This window comes from Leuconostoc lactis KCTC 3528 = DSM 20202, from assembly GCF_014651235.1.
Taxonomy (GTDB): Bacteria; Bacillota; Bacilli; order Lactobacillales; family Lactobacillaceae; genus Leuconostoc; species Leuconostoc lactis.
This window is the reverse complement of sequence record NZ_BMWM01000002.1, coordinates 19716-44429: the sequence shown is the minus strand read 5'-3', so window position 1 is coordinate 44429 and position 24714 is coordinate 19716. Positions and strand designations below refer to the sequence as shown.

General features: G+C 43.2%; 27 protein-coding genes. 3 read left to right on the top strand and 24 right to left on the bottom strand.

The window, feature by feature from the left end:
• Window positions 1-92 precede the first annotated feature (92 nt).
• Entirely contained in the window at window positions 93-704 is a 612-nt protein-coding gene (locus IE039_RS01405; protein WP_010003258.1) for an NAD(P)H-binding protein, read from the top strand.
• 30 nt (window positions 705-734) lie between these two features.
• On the opposite strand, the gene IE039_RS01400 is transcribed toward IE039_RS01405, so the two are convergent.
• Window positions 735-2789: a peptidoglycan D,D-transpeptidase FtsI family protein gene (locus tag IE039_RS01400; RefSeq protein ID WP_029510251.1), complete on the bottom strand. Its 2055-nt coding sequence runs from the start codon at window positions 2787-2789 to the stop codon at window positions 735-737.
• 96 nt (window positions 2790-2885) lie between these two features.
• On the opposite strand from IE039_RS01400, the gene IE039_RS01395 reads away from it, so the two are divergent.
• Both IE039_RS01395 and greA read left to right on the top strand, forming a co-directional pair.
• Window positions 2886-5501, top strand: coding sequence for a YfhO family protein (locus IE039_RS01395; RefSeq protein WP_189428597.1), 2616 nt, complete (start codon window positions 2886-2888; stop codon window positions 5499-5501).
• A gap of 58 nt (window positions 5502-5559) precedes the next feature.
• Window positions 5560-6042, top strand: a complete 483-nt coding sequence (greA, locus tag IE039_RS01390) for a transcription elongation factor GreA (protein WP_010003959.1) — start codon at window positions 5560-5562, stop codon at window positions 6040-6042.
• A gap of 82 nt (window positions 6043-6124) precedes the next feature.
• Here greA and IE039_RS01385 read toward each other — a convergent pair whose 3' ends face one another.
• The 23 genes from IE039_RS01385 to rihC form a co-directional block, all read right to left on the bottom strand.
• A complete protein-coding gene (locus IE039_RS01385; RefSeq protein WP_189428596.1) occupies window positions 6125-7090 on the bottom strand; it encodes a GRP family sugar transporter in 966 nt (321 codons plus the stop codon).
• A gap of 274 nt (window positions 7091-7364) precedes the next feature.
• Window positions 7365-8693: an endolytic transglycosylase MltG gene (locus tag IE039_RS01380; RefSeq protein ID WP_077281928.1), complete on the bottom strand. Its 1329-nt coding sequence runs from the start codon at window positions 8691-8693 to the stop codon at window positions 7365-7367.
• A 108-nt stretch (window positions 8694-8801) separates the two neighbouring features.
• On the bottom strand, window positions 8802-10064 hold the full coding sequence (locus tag IE039_RS01375; RefSeq protein WP_189428595.1) for an acetate/propionate family kinase: 1263 nt from the start codon (window positions 10062-10064) through the stop codon (window positions 8802-8804).
• Between the two features lie 117 nt (window positions 10065-10181).
• Complete coding sequence (locus IE039_RS01370) at window positions 10182-11192, bottom strand: class I SAM-dependent methyltransferase (protein ID WP_010003994.1); 1011 nt, start codon at window positions 11190-11192, stop codon at window positions 10182-10184.
• Window positions 11193-11223: 31 nt separating this feature from the next.
• Window positions 11224-11520 (bottom strand): hypothetical protein, encoded by a 297-nt coding sequence (locus IE039_RS01365; protein WP_010003996.1) that lies wholly within the window; start codon window positions 11518-11520, stop codon window positions 11224-11226.
• A complete protein-coding gene (locus IE039_RS01360; protein ID WP_189428594.1) occupies window positions 11513-11704 on the bottom strand; it encodes a hypothetical protein in 192 nt (63 codons plus the stop codon). Before IE039_RS01360 ends, IE039_RS01365 begins: the two co-directional genes overlap by 8 nt.
• 50 nt (window positions 11705-11754) lie before the next feature.
• Window positions 11755-11937: a hypothetical protein gene (locus IE039_RS01355; RefSeq protein WP_010003998.1), complete on the bottom strand. Its 183-nt coding sequence runs from the start codon at window positions 11935-11937 to the stop codon at window positions 11755-11757.
• Complete coding sequence (locus tag IE039_RS01350) at window positions 11924-12136, bottom strand: hypothetical protein (RefSeq protein ID WP_010003999.1); 213 nt, start codon at window positions 12134-12136, stop codon at window positions 11924-11926. The genes IE039_RS01355 and IE039_RS01350 overlap by 14 nt, the downstream gene beginning before the upstream one ends.
• On the bottom strand, window positions 12108-12500 hold the full coding sequence (locus tag IE039_RS01345; protein WP_010004000.1) for a pilus assembly FimT family protein: 393 nt from the start codon (window positions 12498-12500) through the stop codon (window positions 12108-12110). The genes IE039_RS01350 and IE039_RS01345 overlap by 29 nt, the downstream gene beginning before the upstream one ends.
• Window positions 12484-12795, bottom strand: coding sequence for a prepilin-type N-terminal cleavage/methylation domain-containing protein (locus IE039_RS01340; protein WP_010004001.1), 312 nt, complete (start codon window positions 12793-12795; stop codon window positions 12484-12486). Before IE039_RS01340 ends, IE039_RS01345 begins: the two co-directional genes overlap by 17 nt.
• Window positions 12792-13838, bottom strand: coding sequence for a type II secretion system F family protein (locus IE039_RS01335; protein WP_189428593.1), 1047 nt, complete (start codon window positions 13836-13838; stop codon window positions 12792-12794). Before IE039_RS01335 ends, IE039_RS01340 begins: the two co-directional genes overlap by 4 nt.
• On the bottom strand, window positions 13780-14736 hold the full coding sequence (gene comGA, locus IE039_RS01330; RefSeq protein ID WP_189428592.1) for a competence type IV pilus ATPase ComGA: 957 nt from the start codon (window positions 14734-14736) through the stop codon (window positions 13780-13782). Before comGA ends, IE039_RS01335 begins: the two co-directional genes overlap by 59 nt.
• Before the next feature lie 86 nt (window positions 14737-14822).
• Window positions 14823-16175 (bottom strand): glucose-6-phosphate isomerase, encoded by a 1353-nt coding sequence (locus tag IE039_RS01325; protein WP_189428591.1) that lies wholly within the window; start codon window positions 16173-16175, stop codon window positions 14823-14825.
• 84 nt (window positions 16176-16259) lie between these two features.
• A complete protein-coding gene (gene nagB, locus IE039_RS01320) occupies window positions 16260-16961 on the bottom strand; it encodes a glucosamine-6-phosphate deaminase (RefSeq protein ID WP_029510272.1) in 702 nt (233 codons plus the stop codon).
• Between the two features lie 124 nt (window positions 16962-17085).
• On the bottom strand, window positions 17086-18198 hold the full coding sequence (locus IE039_RS01315) for a sensor histidine kinase (protein ID WP_010002643.1): 1113 nt from the start codon (window positions 18196-18198) through the stop codon (window positions 17086-17088).
• The gene (locus IE039_RS01310; RefSeq protein ID WP_009999749.1) at window positions 18198-18887 is read right to left on the bottom strand and encodes a response regulator; all 690 of its coding nucleotides are present in this window, start codon (window positions 18885-18887) and stop codon (window positions 18198-18200) included. The genes IE039_RS01315 and IE039_RS01310 overlap by 1 nt, the downstream gene beginning before the upstream one ends.
• Window positions 18888-18899: 12 nt before the next feature.
• Window positions 18900-19604 (bottom strand): DUF1129 domain-containing protein, encoded by a 705-nt coding sequence (locus IE039_RS01305; RefSeq protein WP_010002642.1) that lies wholly within the window; start codon window positions 19602-19604, stop codon window positions 18900-18902.
• A gap of 64 nt (window positions 19605-19668) precedes the next feature.
• Entirely contained in the window at window positions 19669-20769 is a 1101-nt protein-coding gene (gene ychF / locus IE039_RS01300; RefSeq protein WP_019041564.1) for a redox-regulated ATPase YchF, read from the bottom strand.
• Between the two features lie 76 nt (window positions 20770-20845).
• Window positions 20846-21052, bottom strand: coding sequence for a DUF951 domain-containing protein (locus IE039_RS01295; protein ID WP_010006397.1), 207 nt, complete (start codon window positions 21050-21052; stop codon window positions 20846-20848).
• 1 nt (window position 21053) lies between these two features.
• A complete protein-coding gene (locus IE039_RS01290; protein WP_010006394.1) occupies window positions 21054-21953 on the bottom strand; it encodes a ParB/RepB/Spo0J family partition protein in 900 nt (299 codons plus the stop codon).
• The gene (locus tag IE039_RS01285; protein WP_010006393.1) at window positions 21943-22704 is read right to left on the bottom strand and encodes a ParA family protein; all 762 of its coding nucleotides are present in this window, start codon (window positions 22702-22704) and stop codon (window positions 21943-21945) included. Before IE039_RS01285 ends, IE039_RS01290 begins: the two co-directional genes overlap by 11 nt.
• 76 nt (window positions 22705-22780) lie before the next feature.
• Entirely contained in the window at window positions 22781-23500 is a 720-nt protein-coding gene (rsmG, locus tag IE039_RS01280) for a 16S rRNA (guanine(527)-N(7))-methyltransferase RsmG (RefSeq protein WP_189428590.1), read from the bottom strand.
• A gap of 76 nt (window positions 23501-23576) precedes the next feature.
• Window positions 23577-24530, bottom strand: a complete 954-nt coding sequence (gene rihC / locus IE039_RS01275) for a ribonucleoside hydrolase RihC (RefSeq protein WP_189428589.1) — start codon at window positions 24528-24530, stop codon at window positions 23577-23579.
• Window positions 24531-24714: the final 184 nt, after the last annotated feature.

Genomic DNA, 24714 nt, shown 5'->3' with positions numbered 1-24714 from the left:
ATCCAGTATTGTCGATCAAATAGCACACTGTCATGCTGCCATTACTAATAACCATTGTACCCCTTCTGGGCGTTTCATGCTAAAATAAAATCATGACAAAACTACTAATTTTAGGGGCCAATGGCCAAATCGCAAAACTTGTGGTGCCGATGCTTGCCCATACCAATACCGACACGATCTTAACCTCACTTCACGCACGGCCGGATCATGACATTCGAGCCTTAGATGCCGTTAACGAAGATGCCCTCGTCACAGCGATGAAGGATGTGGACATCGTTTATGCCAATATTGGTGCTGAAGGCCGCCAAAAATCAGCTGCAAATAGTGTGGTTAATGCCATGCACACTGCTGGTGTGCAGCGTTTAATTTGGGTGGCCACAATCGGTGTCCATAATGAACTACCCGATGACAAGCGTGATCTTTGGGCCAATCTACTCGGCACAACCGATAACGAAAACACCTATATGGGCGATCAAGCCGCTGCCGTTGCACGGATTATGTCGTCGGCACTCGATTATACGATTATTCGGCCTAATGAGCTACTTGATGATAACATCATGCAGACCATTCACGTGCAAACTGATCCCCACGAACAAATTGTTGGTGGCCCAATTACCCGCACAAGCGTTGCCGAATTTATCACGCAACTTATTTTACACCCTGATACTTATATCGCCCAATCCGTTGCGATTTCACAGCAATAAAAAAATACCTGAAAGTTATTTTCAGGTGTTTTATTTTGCATCTGGTTTCGCTTCAACATACTGCCAATAAGCATCAATGATTTTAGCTGATATTTTACCGTTCGTACCATCCAAGTAATTGTTCATCCCCGGAATGGCCATCGCAACAGCAAAAGGCTGACCGGGCACATAAGCGACCATCGATTCAGTAAACGTATCATGGCCGTTAGTCTTAGTTTCCGCTGTTCCTGTTTTAGCATAAACTTTTGGTACTAATTTATGCATGTCGGAACCACCCGTGTTCCAAGAATCCGACCCATTGGCAACACGATTCATCCCTTCTTTGATGATTGACCACTCACTTGGTGAGAGATTAACCTGGCCTTGAACGATCGGTGACGCTGTCCAAACTGTCTTGGCACGATCACTATTGGGCTGACTTTGCAAAATTGAACCAACCACATGTGGTTGTACTAAGTAACCGCCGTTAGCAATCGTTGCGACATATCGGGCGAGTTGTAATGTCGTGTAAGTATCATATTGTCCAAATGACTCATACAAATATTTACCACGTGCTTCACCGGTAGTTGGGCCACGATAACCGGCCGTTTCCCCCGTAATGTCAATGCCAGTCTTAGTGCCTAGACCAAACTGAGCTAACCCATTACGTAACGTCTGGAAAGCGTCCGCATGTAACGCTAATGGTGAGCCAGGACTATAAGTCTGGCCACCAATCTTCATCCCCAACTGCACAAAGTACGTGTTGGATGATCGTTCTAGCGCAGTTTGTGCATCAATTGGAATGGCTTTTCCGCCACGGTTCCAGTAAGACGTAATTTCTGGGGTCCCAGCGATCTTAATGGCTTGGTCATTTAAGACCGTGTTGTTCGCTGAGATAACCCCTTTTTGGAAGGCCGTTGCAAGCACCGCTGGCTTCACTACCGATCCCATGACAATTCCACGATTAATGTTCCCCAGGGGATTGGCTGTTTTCTTACCTGTCGCGGCATCACGATCAACCCCGGCCATGGCGTAAATCCCACCAGTATAGGGATTAATTACTGTGGCGTAAGCACCTTGCACATCACCGCCTGGTAGGTTATCTTCCAAAATCTTTTGGACTTCACTTTGGAAACGTGCATTAATTGTCAGCTTAATGTTATCCCCAGCTTGCCCATTATATTTAACTTGTGACGACTTCACTTGGCCATCACTATTTGTCGTGACCAACGTCTGAGAGGCTGATCCTTTCAAGATCGATTCATAATCCATCTCAAGACTTGAATTACCTACTGGTTCATTTTGTGAATAACCTTGCGCTAGCAAAGTATGCAAGCGGTTTTCTGGCAAACCAGTTGCTTCATTCGTCACTGTCCCAACAAGCGCTTTAAAGGCATCCCCTTCTGGGTATTGACGCGTCCAACTCGTACCTAATTTAACCCCTGGGAACTCACTCAGACGTTCACCAATTTCGGCTAATTCCTGATTTGACACGTCAGATTCTTTAATGAAGGTGGTCGACAATGTGTAAGCCCCACTCATCCGTTGGAAAATCATCGCAGCGTTATCATCCACATTATCCGTCAAATGATGGGTGAGGACGTAATTAACCATCAAATTATTCACTTCAGCAGGTGTCAGGGTTGCCCCTTTTTTAGCATTTGCCTTTGTGACTTGCTTGGCAACCTTTTGACTTTGTTTGTCATCAGCCAAGTAAAATTCCGCTTTGGCACGCTCGCTCAAACGTTGCGTATCAACCGTTAAAAATCGGCTCAACTTAATAGCAGTTTGCCGCATACTCGCTGCTGTAACGGACGTCCCACGAGTAAAGGTAATCGCCGCTTGTGCTTTATTACCAACAATCACGCGGCCGGTTGAATCGTAAAACATCCCACGCGGAACGTTACCTTTTTCAATCGTTTCATCACTACGATTGACTTCGCCTTGGTAGTAGGACCCTTGTTGAATCGTTAAAAACGCTAACTGGATGACTAAGGCAATCATCAACGTTAGCGCAATGCCTAATAATATATTTAAGCGTACTGGCAAGTTAGCACTGACGCTATTTTTTTTATCCCGATCTTCTAAATACGGATTTCGTTGCATATTTATCCCCAATTTAACAATAAACTACTTAAACTAGATTACCACAAATCCAGTTTTTGCGCTAAAAATATCCCGATAATTTGGTATATTAGTAATATGACGATTAAACGATTTTTTATTTCCCCAATCGCGTTAAGTTTTTGGTTCCCGGCCGTGATCATGCTGACTTATTATGCTTATCGCGGGATGGCACCTTTTGGTACGAACTCCATCTTAACGGTTGATCTGGGACAACAATATATTGACCAATTTGCTGCCTTTAAAACGGTTTTTTTGGCCCATCCAAGCAGCTTCTTTTATTCATTTAGTAACGGCCTTGGTGGCGATATGATTAGTGAATGGGCTTATTGTTTAATGAGCCCTTTTAATCTCATTTTTTTAGTCGTCCCCAACATCAACTTACCGGCAGCCATTTTAGGCGTCACCGTTCTGAAATTTGGCGCCGCTGGCCTCACCATGGCCTACTTGCTAGCGCGCTTAAACCTACAACGAGGCTATTACGTGCCGCTTTTTGCCGTCAACTATGCCCTGTCTGGTTGGTTTGTGGCCAATGATTTAAATCTCCTTTGGCTGGACGCAGCGATTTTGTTGCCACTGGTTATTCTCCAGCTTGAACGCCTATTTGTACAAGCCACTTGGTGGCGTTATGCACTACTGTTAGGCGCCACCATTATTTGTAACTACTATATTGGTTACATGATTGCTATTTTCCTTGTCCTTTATTTTTTCTGGCGCCTCACTTGGCCACAACAAGTTCAGCCGCGCTGGCAAATTTTTAAACGCTTTGTTTACGGGAGCTTAACGGCTGGTGCCCTAAGCGCCTGGTTACTCTTACCCACGATTTATCAATTACGCATCGGTAAATCGCAGTATAACTCACCACTGACTTGGCGATTTGATAACAATCCACTACAGCTTGTTTTTAAACTCATGCCTGGCAGCTTTGATTTTGATCAAATGCAGACCGGTTTAGCAAACTTTTATGTGTCAGCCTTCGTGTTGATTACTTTTATTACCTTTTTAACAACCAACTTATGGCACTGGCGCGTGAAAGTCGGCGGTTTTATCATTATCGTCTTCTTAATCGTGGCCACAACCTGGGCGCCGTTGACGTTACTCTTTCACGGGTTCCAGTACCCTGTGTGGTATCCTTACCGGTTTAGTTTCATTATTAGTTTTTTCATTATTTATCTTGCAGCGCTCTCATGGCAACCAACTTGGCAACCGCAAGCCGTCACAGTCGTTGGATACCTCGCTGTCATGATGGCAATTGTCAGTTACGCACTGATGTCAAATCAGCACGTTTCTTATATCAACCACCGCACCATCGCCATTTTTGCCGGGCTCTTCTTAATCACGCTAGCCCTATTGCTCTTCCAATCATCTGACCGTCTGCGCTTGCCCCTCTTATTTTTGGTAACCCTTGGCAGCCTCACTGTCAATGTCTATGCAACGCTTAATCATTTTTCTTATTTAACAAATACCGAATATCAACGCGCCATTCAATCCCTACAGGGCGCCGATAAAACCCTAAAGCAAGACAAAACTTGGTATCGTGTCGCCCAAACCTTTCAACGCACGCGCGGGGATGCCATGATGTTCAACTATAATAGTGGCGCCCATTTCAGTTCATCCATCTCAAAATCAACGCCAACGTTCTTTGGCTATTTTGGTCAGCCAGATGGGGATAATTTCGTCAACTATAGTAACGGTAGCCTATTATCGGATGCTTTGTTAGGCATGAAATACGTCATTACCCCGAGTGCACAAACGCCAGGACAACCTGGTGATCCACAAAACTTGCGGATTGGCCACCGGCCAGATACTAGTTTTTACCATCTAAAAGCGCGCAATCAGACAACCGCTGTGTGGCAAAATTCCTACGCCCTGCCAGTTGCCTTTGCAGCAAACAACGCAGCGCTTTCAACAAAATTACTCACCAATAATCCAATGCAAAACCAAGCCAATTTATGGCAAAACTTGACTGGGGCAACAACATCGCCTTTGCAAGTTGCTAATTTTAATCAGGTTATTGGCCATAACATCACGACGCCACCAACGATCATTACCGACGCCGTCATTACCAAAAAAGATCCCACGCGACCTGCCAGCTTAGATTTGCAATTCACGCCAACAACCAATGACAGTTACTATCTAACAATTGGTAGCGGCCTGCAAATCAAAGATTTCGATTTGCTGCTCAATGGTCAAGTGATTAAACAATTCAGCTCCTATCGTCATACGATTGTGATTAACCTCGCCGCTAACGCTAAATCACAACCAAAAACCGTCACTATTCGATTTAAACAAACGAAGTTTTTAGTGCTCAATAACGTGACCTTATACCATATTGATCAAAACCTATTCCAGCAACAAGCTGCCACATTGGCCAAGCAACCATTACACATCACGGCATCTAGTCCACGTCAATTAACCGGTACTATCACGACAACAGCCGACCAACCCTTAATCATGACCACCATTCCAAAAGCGCCAGGTTGGCACATTACCCTTGATGGTCAACCCGTTAAACCCGCGCTAGTGGCTGATTACTTTATTGCCATTAAAACAACCCCTGGTCGGCATATCGTCACTTGGCGCTATACGCCGCCACTTTGGTGGCTAGGCGTTGCCATTTCTAGTGTCGCACTACTTGGGCTTATTTTCTCATTTGCCCGGCAAAAAAAGCTTGCAAGTTCAAAGCCTGCATGATATGCTCATTTTGCTTATTATTTGCGATAATAAGCAAAATTGAAAGGAATTATTTTTTATGTCAGAAGAAAAAGTATTTCCAATGACAGCTGAGGGTCGTGAAAAGCTACAAGCTGAATTGGAAGATCTCATCTCAAATCAACGTCCTGAAATTACCAATCGTATCCAAATCGCCCGTTCATACGGTGACTTGTCTGAAAACTCTGAATATCAATCTGCCAAAGATGAACAAGCCTTCGTTGAAGGTCGTATCTTAACTTTGAAGAAGATGATTGAAAATGCTCAAATCATCGATCCAAATGCTACGGCTTCTGATGAAGTATCACTCGGTAAGACAGTAACCTTCAAGGAATTACCCGACGAAGAACCTGAAACATATGCGATTGTTGGGTCAACAGAATCAGATCCACTTGCTGGTAAGATTTCAAACGAATCAGCTATGGCTGTGGCCTTACTTGGTAAAAAGGTTGGCGACAAAGTTGCTGTGCCATTGCCAAGTGGTGACAGTATTGAAGTTGAAATTCTAAAAGTTGAAAAGTAATCACTCAAAAGACTAACGACAACATGTCGCTAGTCTTTTTTTTTGATCAAAAAAAACCAGACGCAGCTGGTTTTTAAGTATCTTATGCAAATTGGTTGATATTGCCGATGATGATTGCACCGATGACAACAAGAATTGTACCGACAATAATCATCTTCATTTGGTAGCTTGACTTCTTTTCACCAAGCAAGTAGATACCACCGAATGTTGCAACAATGATACCAAGTTGTGAGAACGTTGTGGCAATTGTTTGCCCAACGGCTGGGTTAGCGGCTGAGATGAACATAAAGATGTTACCTGTTGCCCAAACCAAACCAGTCAAAATATTCTTCCAAGTTGGCTTTTCAAACATTTGATCTGCTTCTTTCAAAACAAAGATCACAATCAAGAAAGCACCGATAACTTGACCGATGGCTTGTGGGCCAACGATTGCTGTCATATAGTCAACACCGTTATTCTTTGCCTTGATCGCATCTGAAATGTAACCAATTTTGTTCAAGAAGTTTGGCAAAACGAAGTAGAACATATAACCAGCAGTTGAAATAACCAGATAAACCAACCCTTTGGTCATGCTCTTTGTTGCGGCTTGTTGCGCTGCAACGTCTGACTTTTGTGCCTTATCACGGGCAGAAATCAAAGTTGCCCCGATCACCACGGCAACGATTGAGATAATACCAATCGCCCACATCTTACCTGTCTTCCAGTCGCCAAGGACCACAGCGGCCATCAAAGCGTTGCTAACAATTTGACCCGCAGTTGACAACGGAATGGCAAGTGACACACCCAAATCCTTAATTGCTAAGAATTGGCCGGCAGTTCCAACTGCCCAAACCAAACCAGAAAGAATCCCAACGATCCAAATTTGTGACCCCAAGTAAGCGTGGTTTGGCATCACGTAGAAAAACATTGTGGCCAAACCAAAGATCAACGCACCAAAAGTCATTCCCAGTGTTTGTTGACCGGCTGAGCCACCCATTTTAGTATTAACAAGGCCAACTGAGCCCCATGCTAGTGCTGGCACAAGCGCCAACAAAAGTGCTGCATTCATTTTTTAAATCGCTCCTTATTTCTGATCATGCATTGATTGCATAACATATTTACTAGAACTATTTTACACGAATGAAAACGTTTACACAAGTCTTTTTGTTACTTTTTGTAAACGTTTTCATTTTTTTATTTATTTTTCAACATTTTCACACGTAATTATCATAATAACTATCCGAATATTACCGTTTTATCAAGCATCCATCAATGAATATGACGTTATTGCGATAAATCGTCATCATCTCAAAAAAAATAAAACTACCAAAATTTTGGTAGTTTTACTTATCAAAGCGTTGTAAATTCCATGTTTCAATCAAATTAATCAACAATTTTGTATAGTTGATGTCTGTCGCATAATGATCTTCATACAAGGCTTTTGCTGCTTCTTTATAATTTTTTGCTGCTAAGACGTCTTTAAACTGATCTGGATTCCAAGTATTACCGTTAACAATTGTTTCCGCATGTTCCTTCATACTGTCTTTCCAACTATCATACACTGCAAAACGTGCTTGTTCAGTTTGTGGCTTACCGTCGACATATTCAGTTGTATCCAAGACCACTGACTTGCCAGGCGTCGTATCCTGTGTCTTAACGCCGTAAAAGTTATTATACTTTGACGACAATTTTGAATTATCCCAGTTGGATTCATGGGCTGCTTGGGCAATTGAGATTGAAGCCAAAATACCATATTGCTTAGCCAATTGCTGTGCATAAGGGGCAATCTTATTAATGAAAGCTAAGCGTCGTTCGAATTCACCCTTACCTGATGTTGCAATAAGCGCCATGACGTTTGGTGTTGCCATACCATTGGCCCGTAAGGTCTTATAGTAAGGCGTCATTGTCTTATTCGATGTTTCAAGCAAAACGCCAACAATATCATCAGCTGTCTTGGCTTGTCTTAAGTCAAAGGCTTGCGGATACACATAATCTAATAACTTGGCATCCTTCGTACTTGATTGCTTCACACCGCGTAGTAAGTCAGGGTATTTTTGGTACATCTTGTTGATTAATTGCTTGTCATTAAACGCTGTCAAGATGTCTTGGACTGAAACAGATTTCACCTGATCAGCTAAATTCACCGCAACTTCATCTGGTGTTTGCCCAACACTCACATAACCATAACCCTTTGGCAATATTGGTGCTGATGATGGGCCAGCCGCCATTTGATTAAAAATGAGTTGCATCGGTTGGGCTGGTGACAAACGGTACGTCCCTGCTTGTAGCTTTTCTGCCCCTTGTGACATAGCGTACTTATAGAATACCTTGCCGTCAGTAATTACCTTTTTATCTTGTAACGTTTGTCCCATCTGCAACGCCGTCGCGCCTGCCGGAATTTTGACTGTAATAAACGTTGTATCTTTAGGATCTAAGGCCGCGTACTTATCCGTAAACAATGCTTTAAGGGCAAACGCAACGCCTAATAGAATCAAAAGCAACGCCAACATCGCTACGAATCGTTTCACTGGTCCACGCTTTTTACGGCGAGGCCCATTACCATATACGTCATTAAATGGATTTTTGGGATCATACGATGCCTTATTTTGCGCCGCATCAAGTGCTTCAGCAGCTTGAATTTCGTGCTGATGCCGTTCTTTTCTCGATTCCATAATTCACCTTCTAAAAATGTCTTCAATATTAAAGCGACTAGCGTGCTGACACACTAGTCGACTTATTTTATTCTATCATATTTCGTTTGACGAAAGATTAAAAGGAGATTACTTGAATAACTCCACATCGCGCGCAATCATTAATTCTTCGTTCGTCGGAATAACCAACGTTTTAACCCGAGCATCTTTGGCAGAAATATCAATTTCTTCGCCGCGTTTTTGGTTGGCCGCTTCATCCAAAGCCACCCCGAAATAGGCTAACTTATCGGCAATCATTTGACGAATTGGGGCTGAATTTTCACCAATACCCGCAGTAAAGACTAAGGCATCAACACCACCCATTTCGGCAATATATTGACCAACATATTTGACAATGCGATTCACGAATACTTTAATCGCTAATCGTGCGTGGTCATTGGTATCGTAAACTGCCAATAAGTCGCGCATATCAGACGAAATCGTTGATAATCCTAACAAGCCAGACTTTTTATTTAAGATGTTCAACATCTGGTCGTTTGTTAGACCTTCACGTTCTTGAATATAGTAAATCAACGACGTATCGACATCCCCAGCCCGCGTAGCCATCGCCACACCAGCTAGTGGCGTGAAGCCCATTGACGTATCCAATGCTTTCCCATCTTTCACTGCCGTAATGGAATCGCCAGCACCTAAGTGCATCGTGATGACTTTCAAATCTTTAAGCGGTTGTCGTAACATGTCAGCCGCGCGATTGGCAACATAGCGATGCGATGTGCCGTGCGCACCGTATTTACGCGCACCATAACGTGTGTAATACTGATACGGTATCGCATATAAATAATTTTCTTCAGGCATCGTTTGATAAAAAGAAGTATCAAACACAGCAACTGAAACAGCATCTGGTAATAACTTTTGAAAGGCCCGAATGCCCATAGCATTCGCCGGATTGTGCAAAGGGGCATAATCCGCTAGACGATCAATCTTTTCCAAGACCGCCTTTGTCACTTTAACAGAATGATTAAACCACTCACCACCTGCCACGACACGGTGTCCAACACCAGTAATTTCATTGAAATCAACGATAATGCCCAAATCAGTTAATTTTTGTAGCATAAAGTTGATGGCTTGTTGATGATCTTTGATTGGCAAAACAGTTTCATATTTTCGTGTTTGCCCATCTTTCGAAATTGTAATATTGCTGTCATCCACCGACTGATCGTCCAAGCGTCCGCCTTGATTCATCGCTTTGGCGTCGTACTTAATCGTCACAATGGCATCATCCATGCCAATCCGCTCGATCAATCCTTGTGCAAGTACCTGTTCTGCCGGCATTTCTAATAATTGAAATTTCAATGAAGAACTACCAGCATTTACAGCCATTGTTTTAGCCATGATTAAATTTCTACCTGTCTTTCTTAAACGTGTACTGATCCGCGACATGTTTAAAATATCAGATATGGTAGTGTTTCGTTATGTAAACACTCTAATATTTAGTGCATTGTCACAACATCAGGCTTTGTTCTGCTCTTTATCCAGTTTAACCCAAGCTTTGATATCTTGCAAAAACTTCTGTAGCGCTTCAATATCTTTTAGTGGTGGGTATTGCCCCATTAACACTTCGCCATGACTGCCTGCCCCATGTTTACGAAGTACAAGAATCGCCTTGGCAGCGCTTGGGTCTTTGAAGAAGGCTGCTGGTAATTGCAAAAATGCTTTAAGCTGTGCTTTTTGTGTCAAAAATTTCAACAGATCTTTTGCTTGGTCGCCCATCATGACATTGGCCGGTACAATCAAGTAGACCCAGCCATCATCAGTTGCAAATTCCAAGCTTTTTTCAATCAACAAATGGTGAACAAATGAGCGGTCATCTTGGTTACGTGTTTGATAACTTTCTGCTGGCTCTAATGGATAATAACCAACTGGTAAGTCAGCGATAACAGCCTTGGCCTTTGGCATTTCAGTCAATGCGACAACATCTGACTCATAAAAAGTCGTTGTCCCTTTAGTCAATAACTGATCAACCGCCGTTGCCAAGGCCAATTGTGTCTCATCGTTATCAATTCCAATACGCTTAACATCTAGGTCATTCATTTTCAAGACGTCATTGACGGTCTGCAATAAGTTCCCAGCACCAACTGTCATGTCCAGAATTGTATCCCCTGATTTAAGGTCTGCCGTTTGCAACAAAAAATCAGCCAACAAATAACCAATACCGTCAGGTGTAATTTGGAAATTAGCCTGCGTATGGTCATCCCGAGTTACTTTTAAGATTGCTAATTGCAACGTCTTTCGGAGATCAGCTGGCGACATACTGCGCCAGTCAAACGCTGCAATAAACTTTTCAATCTGTTCAGCAACTGCTGGGGTTGGCTTACCATCTTCAATGGCTACTTGCCCGTTTGCGACATCTTCTAAAAGTTCAATCAACGCATCTGTGAGACTGGTGTCGGCATCCTTGGCTAAGGCCTGTGAGTTTGTTGTTAAATCATCGAAATATTGTGCTATTTTATCTTGTGTCATAGCCCTATTTTAACGTGTTTTGATAAGGTTTTCAAGGCGCGTGCCTGAGCAACGACCGTGTATAGATTGTTTGCCCCAAGCGAATACGAAGGTTATCATCTTGAACGGTTACGCTAGCGCCTGCTAAATTAAACGTGGTTTGCTGTGTTTTAGCATACAGGATACTTGCCTTAAATTGGATCGTGTCCAACTGTGCCATCACCGTTAATTGTTGACGCGTTTGTAATTGCGCATGCCAGGCAACGTTTTGTAACACCATTAGGCTGCCAAGGAGCGCCAAAATAATCAACGCTGAGCCAAAAACCTCCCCGCGTTGACGCTTAATCACCCATCTGCGCACGCAGTAGGTAGAGAACTTCTGTTGCTTGCTGATGCTGTTGTCCTGATAATTCAAGTTGTACATATGCTGCATAATCTTTAACATGAAATGCTGTTACCTCGGAAATAAAAATAACTTGGCCGGCGCCCTCACCCGACAATTGCAGGCGATTTTTAACAATACTGAGTGTCATTTTTTTGCCATCATGACTCATCAGCTGTAATTCATGTGGCAAAATCCCCTTTAACGCGTATTTTTGTGTCGTGATTTGGTAGAAGCTGCACGTAACGCCATATCTAAAGGCGGTTCATGCGACACACGAAAACAAGGTAACAGTAATTGAATCGTGACAAATAACAAACCAGTTACGCCCAACGCAATCAATGTTTCCAATATGGTAAACGCCGGTAATTTACGGTTGATCATAGGTGTGCCATGCTTTCATCGCCGCTAAGCGTTCTTGTTGGGCCACTTGATACCGTTTTTCTAAACGTTGTACCTGTTGTTTATATTGAGTTACTTGTTCATATTCTAATAAAAGTAACCCATTTAATAAGCCAAAGGTGACTAAAGCTTCGCCAAGAATAAAGGCTGATCTACGACTGTGTAATACGATACGCCCCACCTCCTAAACTAAAAATAATTTTGATCACATGCTGACCATTACTGAGCGTCACTGTCGTCGGGGCAACATAACCTGTTGGTAAAATTTGGATTGTCTGTGTCTTGTCGTGATGATACCCTTTGGGATAGGCCAGTTGCGTATGATTAAAAACAATGCCATTTTCTCGAAAGCGAACCGTCCGCCGACATTGCTGTGTTTGCGCCGATATCCGTTCTTGTTGCCAACTTGATTTGAACGTCGCAGACCATTGTGACATATTTGGTGCTGACACTGGCATCCGGCTACTGATTAAAAATAAACCAGCCACAATCCCGAGTACAACCAGTGATTCGAGTAAGGTATAGCCTTTACTGATGTGCTTCATTATTATCAAGGCTGATATGTAGTTCTTTCGCCTTTTGAACTTGCTTAGGCGATAAATAACCTGCAGCTACTAAGTCTGAATACGTCATAATTTTATCATCCGGATGCTCGTTAATATATAAATCAATTTGCGATTGCACGGTTGATACCATTGCGGTTGCATGAGTTGCAACCGCTTTTTTACGTTGCGTATTTAAATTGGGCAAGATCAGTAACATGAGTAAACTGATGATAAAAAGAACAATTGCTGTTTCAATTAATGTAAATCCTGGATGCTTACGTTTAAAAAATGTCATTGATATAAACCGCCAATCGTTTGGTACATGGGTAACAACATCGACAAATAGACCGCAATGATAGCAATGCCGATCACGCCAAAAAAGATAGGTTGCAACATGTCAATCAACCGATTCGTCCGTTGCATCACTTGATGATACTGTAACTTGGCATAATACGCGAGATAACCTGCGAGGCGTTTGGGTTCGTGACCACGAACAAAATAGCCTGCTAATGCCCGATTAAAGTAAGGTTGTTTAAGAATATATTCAGATAACGTACAGCCTGATTGTAAGGCTATATGTGCATCTTCAGCTAATAGAATCGCCAACTGCTGATTTTTCTGACCCTGAATACCACACATTTCTGCTAAAATTTCTGGTACCGTCAAACCATTAGCCAGTAACACCGCCAGTTGTTGCGCGACTTGATAAGTCACAATTGTTTTCACAATTGGTCCAATCAACCATAATCGTGATAGCATTTTCAATCGCTGACGTGCCGGCAACCGACGCCAATGCCAGATACCAAAACACAACGCCACGACAATCATGCCGATGACATACCACATCACCTGCTGTGTTTCACCCGAATCTAACACTGCTGTATCTTGCCACTGTTGTAGAATCGGATATAAAAAAAGCTTCATACCAATCAGCATCAGTCCCAGCAATCCAATTAAAACGATTGGATATTGCAATACTTGCTTAATTTTTTGTTGCTGTTGTTGCACTTTGGCTAGATGCCGACCAATTGTGACCAACGTTTCAGACAAATTACCATGCTGATCCGCCAGCTTAATTTGTAACAAAATGGCTTGTGAAACGGTTTGATCTAACACAACGTGCAACGGCACCCCTTGATTTAAACGCGCATTGACAGTTGCTAACCAAGTTGTCCATGGTGTGTGCGCAGCAGCAAGAATATCTAAACTATGCGCAATACTATAGCCTGACTGTAATAGCTCGCCAAGCTCTTGAAAAAACAACACTTGATGCTGACGTTTAAAGTTGCGTGAAGTGGTAATAATGTGCTTTGGAAATTTTATTGGTCGCCAATGCATGTGCTAATACCTCCTGCCACTGACTTGAAAACTTTGGGACTGTTTGTCCTTGTAGTACGCGCGCAATATCATCACTGCCTAAATGATCAATAATTGCCGCCTGTTGTTGCTGCGTGGTCGTGACCAGTCGCTGGTAAACGACATCTGTTAAAGCAACCGCTAATTGTGCCGGTTCAACGCCTAAGTCGCGTAGGCGTAAAATAACGTCACGTGCCGACATGGCATGAATCGTACTCAATACCAAGTGCCCACTTAAGGCAGCTCTGACTACGGCCGCAGCTGTTAATTGATCTCTAATTTCACCAACCAATAAAATTTCCGGTCGATGCCGTAAGGCCACTTTGATGAGATCATCATAATGGATACCCGCATCGTCATTGACTTGTAGTTGCACAAATTTTGATTGCTGAATCTCAACTGGATCCTCAATGGTTAGGACTAACTTATCCTCTGCTAGCCGTTCAAGTAGCCGATAGAGTGTTGTAGTTTTGCCGGACCCAGTTGGACCAGCAATTAAAAACAAGCCGGCACTCGGCATATGCTGATAAAGCTGTTCAAATTGCGTTGCTGCTAACCAGTTCTGTCGCTGACCTTTTTGATAAATCAGTCGTAATACCAAGGTTTCGCGATTGAGAAAGTCACCGACTGTCGAGACACGAATCCAAATATCCTTGTGGCTAAACCGCCCAAGTTGCGGGCGCCGACGCTCAGAGATGTTCATCTTGGCACGATATTTCACCGCAGCAATCATCTGTTGGGCAGCAACCGTAGTCAATGTGACATGCTGTGTCGCACGGCCATCAATATGAAATTTAACGCTATAGTGCGTTTCGGAAAGTGGTAATAGATAAATATCATTGGCATGGTTTGCAATGGCTGCTTCTAAAATAGTCTCCATATTACTCCCTCTGTCACATCATTATGATACGCAGACACCGATATTTGCTCACAAAAAAAGCACTCAATCCTTGAGTGCTTAAATCATTATTCACCTAAACGCGCACGGAATGCTTGCGTTTCTGCTTCATAGCCTGGCTTACCCAGTAAGGCAAACATGGCTGTCTTATAGGCTTCAACGCCAGGTTGGTTAAATGGATTAATGCCAAATAGATAACCTGATGCGCCCACTGCTAGTTCAAAGAAGTAAATCATGTAGCCCAACGTGTAGGCGTCTTGTGCAGGTAAGTGCACAGCCAAGTTAGGCACACCACCATCGACATGCGCTAAGATAACGCCTTGTGACGCCTTTGTGTTAACGTCATCAATGGTAATGCCTTCAAGATATTGCAAGCCATCATTGTTATCTGCTTCGCGTGGCAAATCCAAATTTGAAACCGGATTATCAAGCTTAATAACTGTTTCAAACAAGTCACGACGACCTTCTTGAATATATTGACCAAGTGAATGTAAGTCAGTTGAATAATTGGCTGATGAGGGATAAATACCCTTTTGGTTCTTACCTTCTGATTCACCCATCAATTGCTTCCACCATTCAGATAGATATTGCATTGAAGGTTCCCAGTTAATTAAAAGTTCTGTTGTATAACCCTTATCATACAAAATACGACGGGCAGCGGCATACTTATAAGCCGCGTTTTTATTCAAATCAGCATCTGAGTAAGCCTCTTGCGCATCCTTGGCCCCCGCCATCAATGGATCAATGTCAGCACCGCTAGCAGCAATTGGCAATAGCCCAACAGCCGTCAAGACTGAGAAACGCCCACCGACACCATCTGGAATCGTGAAAGTTTCATAGCCAGCTGCCACAGCTTCGTCATGCAGTGCCCCACGATTGGCATCAGTCGTGGCATAAATACGTTGCTTAGCAGCCTCAGCACCATACTTCTTTTCAAGTAATTGCTTGAACACACGGAAGGCAATTGAAGGTTCTGTTGTTGTCCCAGACTTTGAAATCACATTCACTGAGAAGTCTTGGTCCCCAATAACACGTACCAAATCGTTAAGGTATGCGGCTGACGTTGAGTTACCGGCAAAGTAAATCTTGACACCTTGACGTTGGTCATCTGGTAATTCATTGTTAAACATTGGATTCAAGAAATCCACTGCCATCTTAGCCCCAAGATATGAGCCACCAATACCAATGACAACAAGAATCTTTGACTCGCTTTGAATGCGTTTTGCGGCTGCTTTAATCCGCGCAAATTCTGCCTTGTCATAATCCGTTGGCAATGTGAGCCAATCCGAATATTCAGCGCCTGCACCCGTCCGATTGCGTAGTTGTTGATCCGCCATCGTAATTAATGGTTGCATTTCAGAAAATTCGTGTTCGCCGACGAAATTTTCGATGTTTTTTGTATCAAGTGTGATGTGTGCCATAGCGTTAGCCAAGCGTCCCCATCAAAATAAGATGGCGGCGCATTTCCTCCTTAAAATTTGTTAAGCGCTTACAATTTTATTTTATCACAATTTTGATGCCGCTGCGTCATCAATGATAATGGTCACATCGGCATGTTCTTGTAGAATTGATGCCGGCAAAGCCTCAGTCACTGGACCATTAACCATTGCTGCCACGGCCGCTGCCTTAGCTTCTCCAAAGGCTAGCAAGAGAATCTTTTTAGCCGACATGACTGACGCAATGCCCATTGAAATGGCTTGCGTCGGCACTGATGCCGGATTATCAAAGAACCGCGCATTAGCAGCGATTGTGGATTCAGTTAGATTCACCACGTGCGTCGTTGAATTAAACGGCGTCCCAGGTTCATTAAAGCCAATATGGCCATTTTGCCCTAAACCTAATAATTGTAAATCAATGGGATGTTGCGCAATGATGTCATCATAAGCCTTAGCGGCTTGTTCAATATCATCACTGGCACCATCTGGGATAAAAGTTTGCTTGAACGGCTTGTATTGAAACAAGTGTTGCTGCATAAAATAATGGTAACTTTGTGGGTCTTGTGGCGTCAAGCCCACGTACTCATCAAGATTAATTGCTGTCAAATCGGAAAAGTCCAGTGAACTATCCACAAACTTTTCGTATAATTTAATAGGCGTGGCGCCGGTTGCTAAGCCAAGTACCTGCGTGCCCTTGGCAAGTGCGTCTTCATAAATTTCAAACGCACGCTGTGCGCCAACATCTGGATTGTTTACTTTAATAATCCGCATCATACTCTCCTTATTGGTCTATACCACTTTGGTCTATACCAATATAATAACACACTTTTGCCATTTTGGAAATAGTTAATCATTATTTTTAGCCAAATAAAAAAACAGGCCAATAGACCTGTTGCTATACTTCCGGTGACGCTGTGGTCATATCCGTTTGTCGTAAAGGCAATGTCACGATAAAAGTTGTGAGTTCATCATCTGATGTGGCCCGCACTTGCCCATGGTGTTGTGCAATAATGCCTTTTACAATGGCTAAGCCAAGTCCCGTTCCACCCGTTTGACTATTCCGTGAACTTTCAACACGGTAGAAACGATCAAAAATATCGGTTAGCGCCTCACTTGGAATTTTGATACCATCATTAATAACACGAATTTCCACATCAGTACCTTTAACTTGTGCCGTCAATTTGATAAATGTTGCGCCATCCCCATACTTAAAGGCGTTACTGATTAAATTCATCAATGCGCGTGCCAATTTATCGGAGTCTGCTTCTAAAACGATTAACTCCGGTTTCACAATTTGTGTTAGCGCCACGTTATGTTCTTGTGCTTCAATTTCATAACTGGCAATTAACTGCGCAAATAAGTCACTCAAGCTTAAAGTCGTCAAGTTCAACACGGCATCATGCGCCTGTGTCTTGGAAAATTCAAACAAATCTTCCACTAACACTTTCATCTGATTGGATTTGCTATAGGCGGTGTGGATGTATTTGGCGCGATCGGCTTCACTTAATTGCTTACCATTCATTTCAACTAAACCGAGATACCCGATAATGGCTGTCAGTGGTGTTCTTAAATCATGCGAAATATTCGTAATCATTTCGTCTTTAGAACGTTCACTTTCTCGTTCCTCTTCACGAATTTTTTGTGTTTGTTTGGCAATGGTATTGGTCACATCAATTAATGCTTGGGTTTTTGGCGCATACATAGCTTGCCAATCAATCAAGCGATCTGAATTTTCACTCGCAATTTGCTGCATATCATGAATCAGGCGTGTGAGACTTTCGACTTGTCGCATTCGCACATATTGCCAAATGATAATCACGACATCACCAACACCAATCAATGACCACGTCCCCCATTGCCAGATCGTTGGGGCACTTTGTAAATCACCTTGCATCAGCATTGCCGCCGCAAAAATTGACCAACTAAAAAGCAGTAGTAACAAAGTTGTCACTACCGCATAATAGAGTTTTGTGCGATTGTGCTTTAAAAACAACGCCAATTTTTTCATTAATTTACTTCAATCTTATAGCCAACGCCCCAAACGGTTTGAATAACTTGATCTCCGTTCGTTGCTTCTTCAATCTTATCACGTAAGTGGGACACGTGAACCATGACCGTTTTTGCCGACACAACTGATTCTTGTTGCCAAACGCGTTCAAAAATATCATCTGCTGAAAAGACACGATTTGGGTGTGACGCCAAAAGATACAAAATACCAAATTCTAACGCTGTTAAATTCACCAAATCGCCATCAGATGTCTTCACTTCGTGGCTATCTTTATTAATGATCAATGACCCAATATCTAAGACATCCGGTGTTTGATCTTGCACCGCATTTTCCGCACGACGCAAAAGTGATCGAACACGGGCCATCACTTCCAACGGATTAAATGGCTTCGTCACATAATCATCAGCGCCAGTAATCAAACCTTGAATCTTATCCATATCCCCTGATTTGGCAGATAACATCAAAATTGGGATTCGACTATCTTTACGGACTGTCTTGACCACTTCCAAACCATTCATATTTGGCATCATGACATCCAGAATCATCAACGCAATATCCGGATTGGTATTGAGCTTTGAAAGTGCTTCTTTACCATCAGTTGCCATGATAGGTTCATAGCCTTCATTTTTGAGATAAATTTCAAGTAATTCAGCAATTTCAATATCATCGTCGACAACTAAAATCTTCATCTTCGGCTCCTTCTACTTCTTAGTTTGGGCAGCCTCTAAACGGGCTTGCTGAGACAATAGGCTGATGGCTAAGAAGCCGCCACCCTTTAGGCCAGCTTGTTGTCGATTCCAACGGAAAACACCATAAGCCCCAGCCGCAACAACGATGTAAGCCACTGGTGGCAAAGTTGGATTAATCACTGGTGGTAACAAACCAAGGACGATGAAGCCAACAACCCAAGCCACCAACGCTAGTCCAAGATACAACCAACGTCGTGATCTTGGTTCCGCTGTTTGTGCTTTTGAATTAGGCGTTAACTTCAACACAACCGCCGTATAAAGTGAGCCACCCAAGAACGCAATCAACAAGAGTGAGACAATACCGGCACCTTGACCACCTGCTTGCTTTGAAAAGAATAATGACAATCCAAAAACACCAGCAAATAACATCAAAATTGCCATTGACGTATCAAGTGCTAATTCCCAGAACTTATACTCATGCAACTTGCGCGCTGTTTGCTTTGGATCAAGGAACTGTGCCACCGCTTGTGTAGGTGTCCCATACAATTGCGCAGCCGTTGTCCCAGTTCGTTGTGCTTCAAGTAATTTTTCAGTGACTTCATTTGTCACTGATTCAATTTTTTCAGGCGACAATTGGCCGTTTTGGGCCAATAGCTTTTTAAAGTGAAATATAAAATCTTCATTTTTTTTCGTTAGTCGCTGTTTTTCTTCTGACATTTTTGCTTCCTCCGGCAATTATGTACGCGGCATCTCACCGCTTCATCACATCAGGCCGTGATGCTTACACGTTAAATCTAAATTCGATAATGTCGCCATCATTGACAACATATTCTTTACCTTCTGAACGCAACTTACCCGCTTCTTTCACCGCTGTAACTGAACCCAAAGCATCCAGGTCATCAAAAGCGATTGTTTCGGCACGAATAAAGCCACGTTCAAAATCGGAATGGATTACACCCGCAGTTTGTGGTGCCTTCATCCCTGCTTTAAACGTCCATGCGCGTGTTTCCTTACCACCAGCAGTAAAGAATGTCCGCAAGTCCAACAAATGATAGGCAGCCCGAATCAACTTGTTCAAGCCTGGTTCTGTGACCCCAGCCATTTCTAAGAATTCAGCCTTATCTTCATCAGCTAATTGGGCAATTTCTTCTTCTGCACTAGCTGACAAACCAATCACATCTGCGCCTTCACTTGCCGCAAAGGCTTTAATGTCATTAAAGTACTTTGAACCTTCTGGATCAGCCATGTCGTCTTCTGCTAAGTTGGCAACATACAAGACAGGCTTCGTCGTTAATAGGAATAACCCTTTAACGATTTTTTGTTCATCATCATTAAACGTGATTGAGCGGACTGACTTACCGGCTTCTAACACGGGCTTGATTTTTTCCAACACGGCAAATTCCGCTTTGGCACCTTTATCTTGCCCTTTGGCGGCACGCGCAACTTTTGCGTAGCGCTTTTCCACTGTTTCCAAATCAGCCAAGATCAACTCGGTGTTAATGGTATCAATGTCGTCTAATGGATTAACTACCCCATTAACGTGAATAATATCATCGCCATCAAACGCACGCACCACGTGCACAATGGCGTTCACTTGACGAATATTTTCTAAGAACTTGTTACCCAAGCCTTCACCTTGTGAAGCCCCTTTTACAATACCAGCAATATCAGTGAATTCAAACGTTGTTGGAATGATCTTATCAGCAGGCACGAGTTCTTGAATCCGTGCTAAACGATCATCTGGGACTTCAACCATCCCCACGTTAGGTTCAATCGTGGCAAAGGGATAGTTCGCCATTTCAGCGCCCGCTTTAGTGATTGCATTAAAAAGTGTTGATTTGCCGACGTTTGGTAAGCCGACGATTCCAGCAGTAAGTGCCATATCTTAAGTATGTGACAAAGATACCCACGTCATCGTTAGCATCTTTGGAGCACGTTTCCTTTCTTAATCAAACCCATTACATCTCAGCATCTGCTGAGTGTAAAATTTTCTTTAAACGTTTATTGAAGTCAAAGCGTGACATCATAACGCCACGGCCACACTGCGTGCAGCTTAACTTAATATCCGCACCTACGCGGGTAATACGCCAAGCATTAGCACCGCAAGCGTGTGGCTTTTTCATTTCAACAATGTCATTTAACTTGTAGTCTAATGGTTGCACCATATTACTCGACCTCAATGTCTAATAAATCTAAAATGCGATTCAAATCATCGTTAGAAACATAGTTAATTTCAATTTTCCCGTTACCTTTAGCACCGGCATTGACTTTGACTTTTGTCCCAAATTTTTCTTCTAATTGTGAGGCAATGGCCACCACATAAGGTGACACAACCTTTTCTGGTTTGTCACTGGCGCCCGCATTCATTTGCTTCACGAGCGCTTCAACTTGGCGAACACTTAATTGTCGTGCCACAACAAGCGCAGCGGTTTTTTCAATTTGTGACTTCGCTTTCAAGCCCAAAATGGCCCGCGCTTGCCCCATTGATAGGTCACCAGCTTGCACCAAATCTTGAACTGACGTTGGTAAATTCAACAATCTGACGGCATTGGCCACAGTTGTCCGTTCTTTACCAACCTTTTCAGCGACTTGAGCTTGGGTTAATTGCAGTTGCGTCATTAATGCTTGGTAAGCTTGCGCTTCTTCAATCGCATCCAAATCATCGCGCTGCAAGTTTTCAATTAAAGCCACTGCCGCCATCGTCTCGTCATCAACTGTCCGAACAATGGCGCTAATTGTCGTTAGGCCGGCCAACTTTGAAGCCCGCACCCGTCGTTCACCCGCAATAATTTGGTATTCGCGTCCCGAACGGCGCACAATGATTGGTGTCAGAACCCCTGAAGCCTTAATCGACTTGGCGAGTTCGTTTAACTTAGCCGCATCAAAATGATGCCGTGGCTGAAACGGATTAGGGGTAATTTTATCTAATGCCAACCGTTCAACTTGCTCAGTATCACTCGCTTTTTTTGTCACTGACTTGGTATGTTCTAAAGCTTCTTCCGTCACATTGTTGGCATTAAACAAGCCACCAAGCCCTTTTCCCAGACCACCTTTTTTAGTTGCCATATTGCTTCAAGACCTCCTGTGCCAGTTCTGTATAGACTTGTGCACCAACTGAGCGTGGATCGAAATCAATAATTGCTTGGCCATATGATGGCGCCTCACTCAACCGCACTGTGCGTGGAATCACGGTCTCATAGACCTTATCAACAAAATAATTACGCACTTCTTCGGCAACTTGCTTGGCTAAATTCGTCCGGCCGTCATACATTGTCAATAAGATACCCGCAATATCTAAGTCCGGATTAAACTGCTGACGTACCAGTTCGATGGTGTTGAGCAATTGCCCCAAACCTTCTAAGGCATAAAATTCCGTTTGCACAGGGATCAAAATTGCATCTGCTGCCGTGAAAGCATTAACCGTCAGTAACCCTAAAGCTGGTGGATTATCAATCAAAATGAAATCATAATCATCAGCCACAGTGGCAAGTGCTGCTTTGAGGCGATATTCACGTTCTTTTGTATCAGCCAGTTCAATTTCAGCACCTGACAATTGAATCGTTGCTGGCACCAAATCATAGTTATCCGTTGGCACAATCACTTCGTGTAACGGCGCACCATCAACGATGACATCATAACTATCACGTTCAAGTTCTGATTTATCAATGCCTGAACCACTGGTTGCGTTCCCTTGCGCATCAATATCCACAAGTAAAACACGTTGTCCGGCCTGGGCAAGCGCTGCACCTAAGTTTACACTCGTCGTCGTTTTGCCGACGCCACCTTTTTGGTTGGCTAATGCGATTATTTGTGCCATTTGGTTTTGACGTCCTTTCTGTCAACACTAATTATTTGTTCCGATCGGCACGCATCGGCGCCAAGCGTTTTTAAGATTATCCAATCGGTTTTTTGCTAGGGGTACCAGCTTGTCGTGGATACTTCTTTGGTGTTTTTTTATTTTTATCAACAATTTGTACGTAGCGTGTATCGCCATTAGGCAGTGTGAATTCAAATGATTCACGTAACTGACCACCTAACGTGGCTAAGGCTTTTTGGCCATCCGCTAGTTCTTGCTCTGCAGCAGAACCCTTCATCACCAAGAATTCCCCACCAATTTTTACAAATGGCAAGGTATATTCGGCAAGCACACTCGTCCGTGCCACAGCCCGTGCCGTGGCGTAGTCAAATTGTTCACGATACTTTGGGTCTTGGCCAATATCTTCTGCACGGCCATGCACAATTGTCACGCCTGTTAAGCCCAGCGTTGTGACCACATCTTGCAAGAATTTCACACGCTTTTGCAACGCGTCAACCATGGTAATTTGCAAGTTTGGAAAGGCAATTTTAAGCGGTAGTGACGGGAAACCTGCCCCCGTACCCACATCAATCAGCGTCCCAGTTGTCTGCTGTAGGGCTTTCTCATATTGCGCCACCGTCAAAGAATCATAGAAGTGTTTTAAGTACGCATCCTTTTTCTCTGTGATCGCCGTGAGATTCACATGCGCATTCGTGGCCACCAACATATCAAAGTATTGTTCAAATTGTTGGATTTGATTTTCAGTTAACTGGATACCAGCGTTTTTCAAAGCTGAAACAAACTCATCGACTGTCAATTTCTTACTCCGTTTTCAAGTTTTTGCAGCACGAAAAGCGCCAATTACAACTAATACTAGAATACCTGAAAAAAGCCTAATTTTCAAGCTTTCCAGCATTCACAGCCGCATCATTAATTTGCGCAATTTCTAATAAATACCACGCATTAAAGGCAGCCACATCAATGTCGGTCGCCACATGGACATTCGTGGTCGTATGGGTTCTCGCATGGCTATCTGCCACTGTCGCCCCGATGGCTGGTCCGTCAGTCACCACATCAACCCAATAGTCCTTAATTGTGTACTTTTCCGGCGAAAGTAAATAAAATAACGTGTTCACATCATGCATGGGTTTTCCTGTTGCCATGGAGCCATCCCCATAAGCATTAAACAACGCCGTTAGCATTTCACCCGTTTTATTCATTGTCGCAAGTGTTGCCATTGATTCAGCCGTCAGCAGCGCCTTTAGCGTCACGTCCAAACCAATCATCGTCACATCCAACCCACTATTGAACACGATTTTAGCTGCATCTGGATCCGTGAAAACATTAAATTCAGCAACAGACGTCATATTACCACCGGACAAACTGCCCCCCATCACCACAATGCGCGCAATTTTATCAGTTACTTCTGGATAGCTGTGCAGTAACATGGCAATATTTGTATAGGCGCCAACAGCGACCAAAGTGATTTTTTCATCACTCGCCAGCAACGTTGCCCGCATCGCTTCAACCGCTGATAAGGACACGATTTTAGTTGATGGTTCGGTAAAGTGATACCCAGCTAAACCATCGACACCATGAATATTGGCGGCATCTTGATAGGCTTTCACAAGTGGCTTTTCAGCACCACGTGCAACCGCAACATCTGGCCGGTTAAAGAAATGGGTTAATTTTAGAACATTTTTGGTTGTTTTATCCACAGAGACGTTACCAGCAACGGCAGTGATTAATTTCACGTCAAAACGATCATCCGTTAACAGCACCGTGAGTGCCGCCGCATCATCAATCCCTGGATCTGTATCAAAAATTACCGGTATTTTATTTGTCATCGATCATGGGCGTGTTCGTCACGCCGCGCCTCCATTTTTTAACTTGATATCTTTCATTATAACAAACTCATCTCAAGCAAATGATTTGATTTTAGCGGCATGAACTTGTACACTGTAAACAATCTAGGAAAGGGGGTCATAACTTTTGAGTCATACAGCAATGTATCGCGCAATTGTTTTGGCC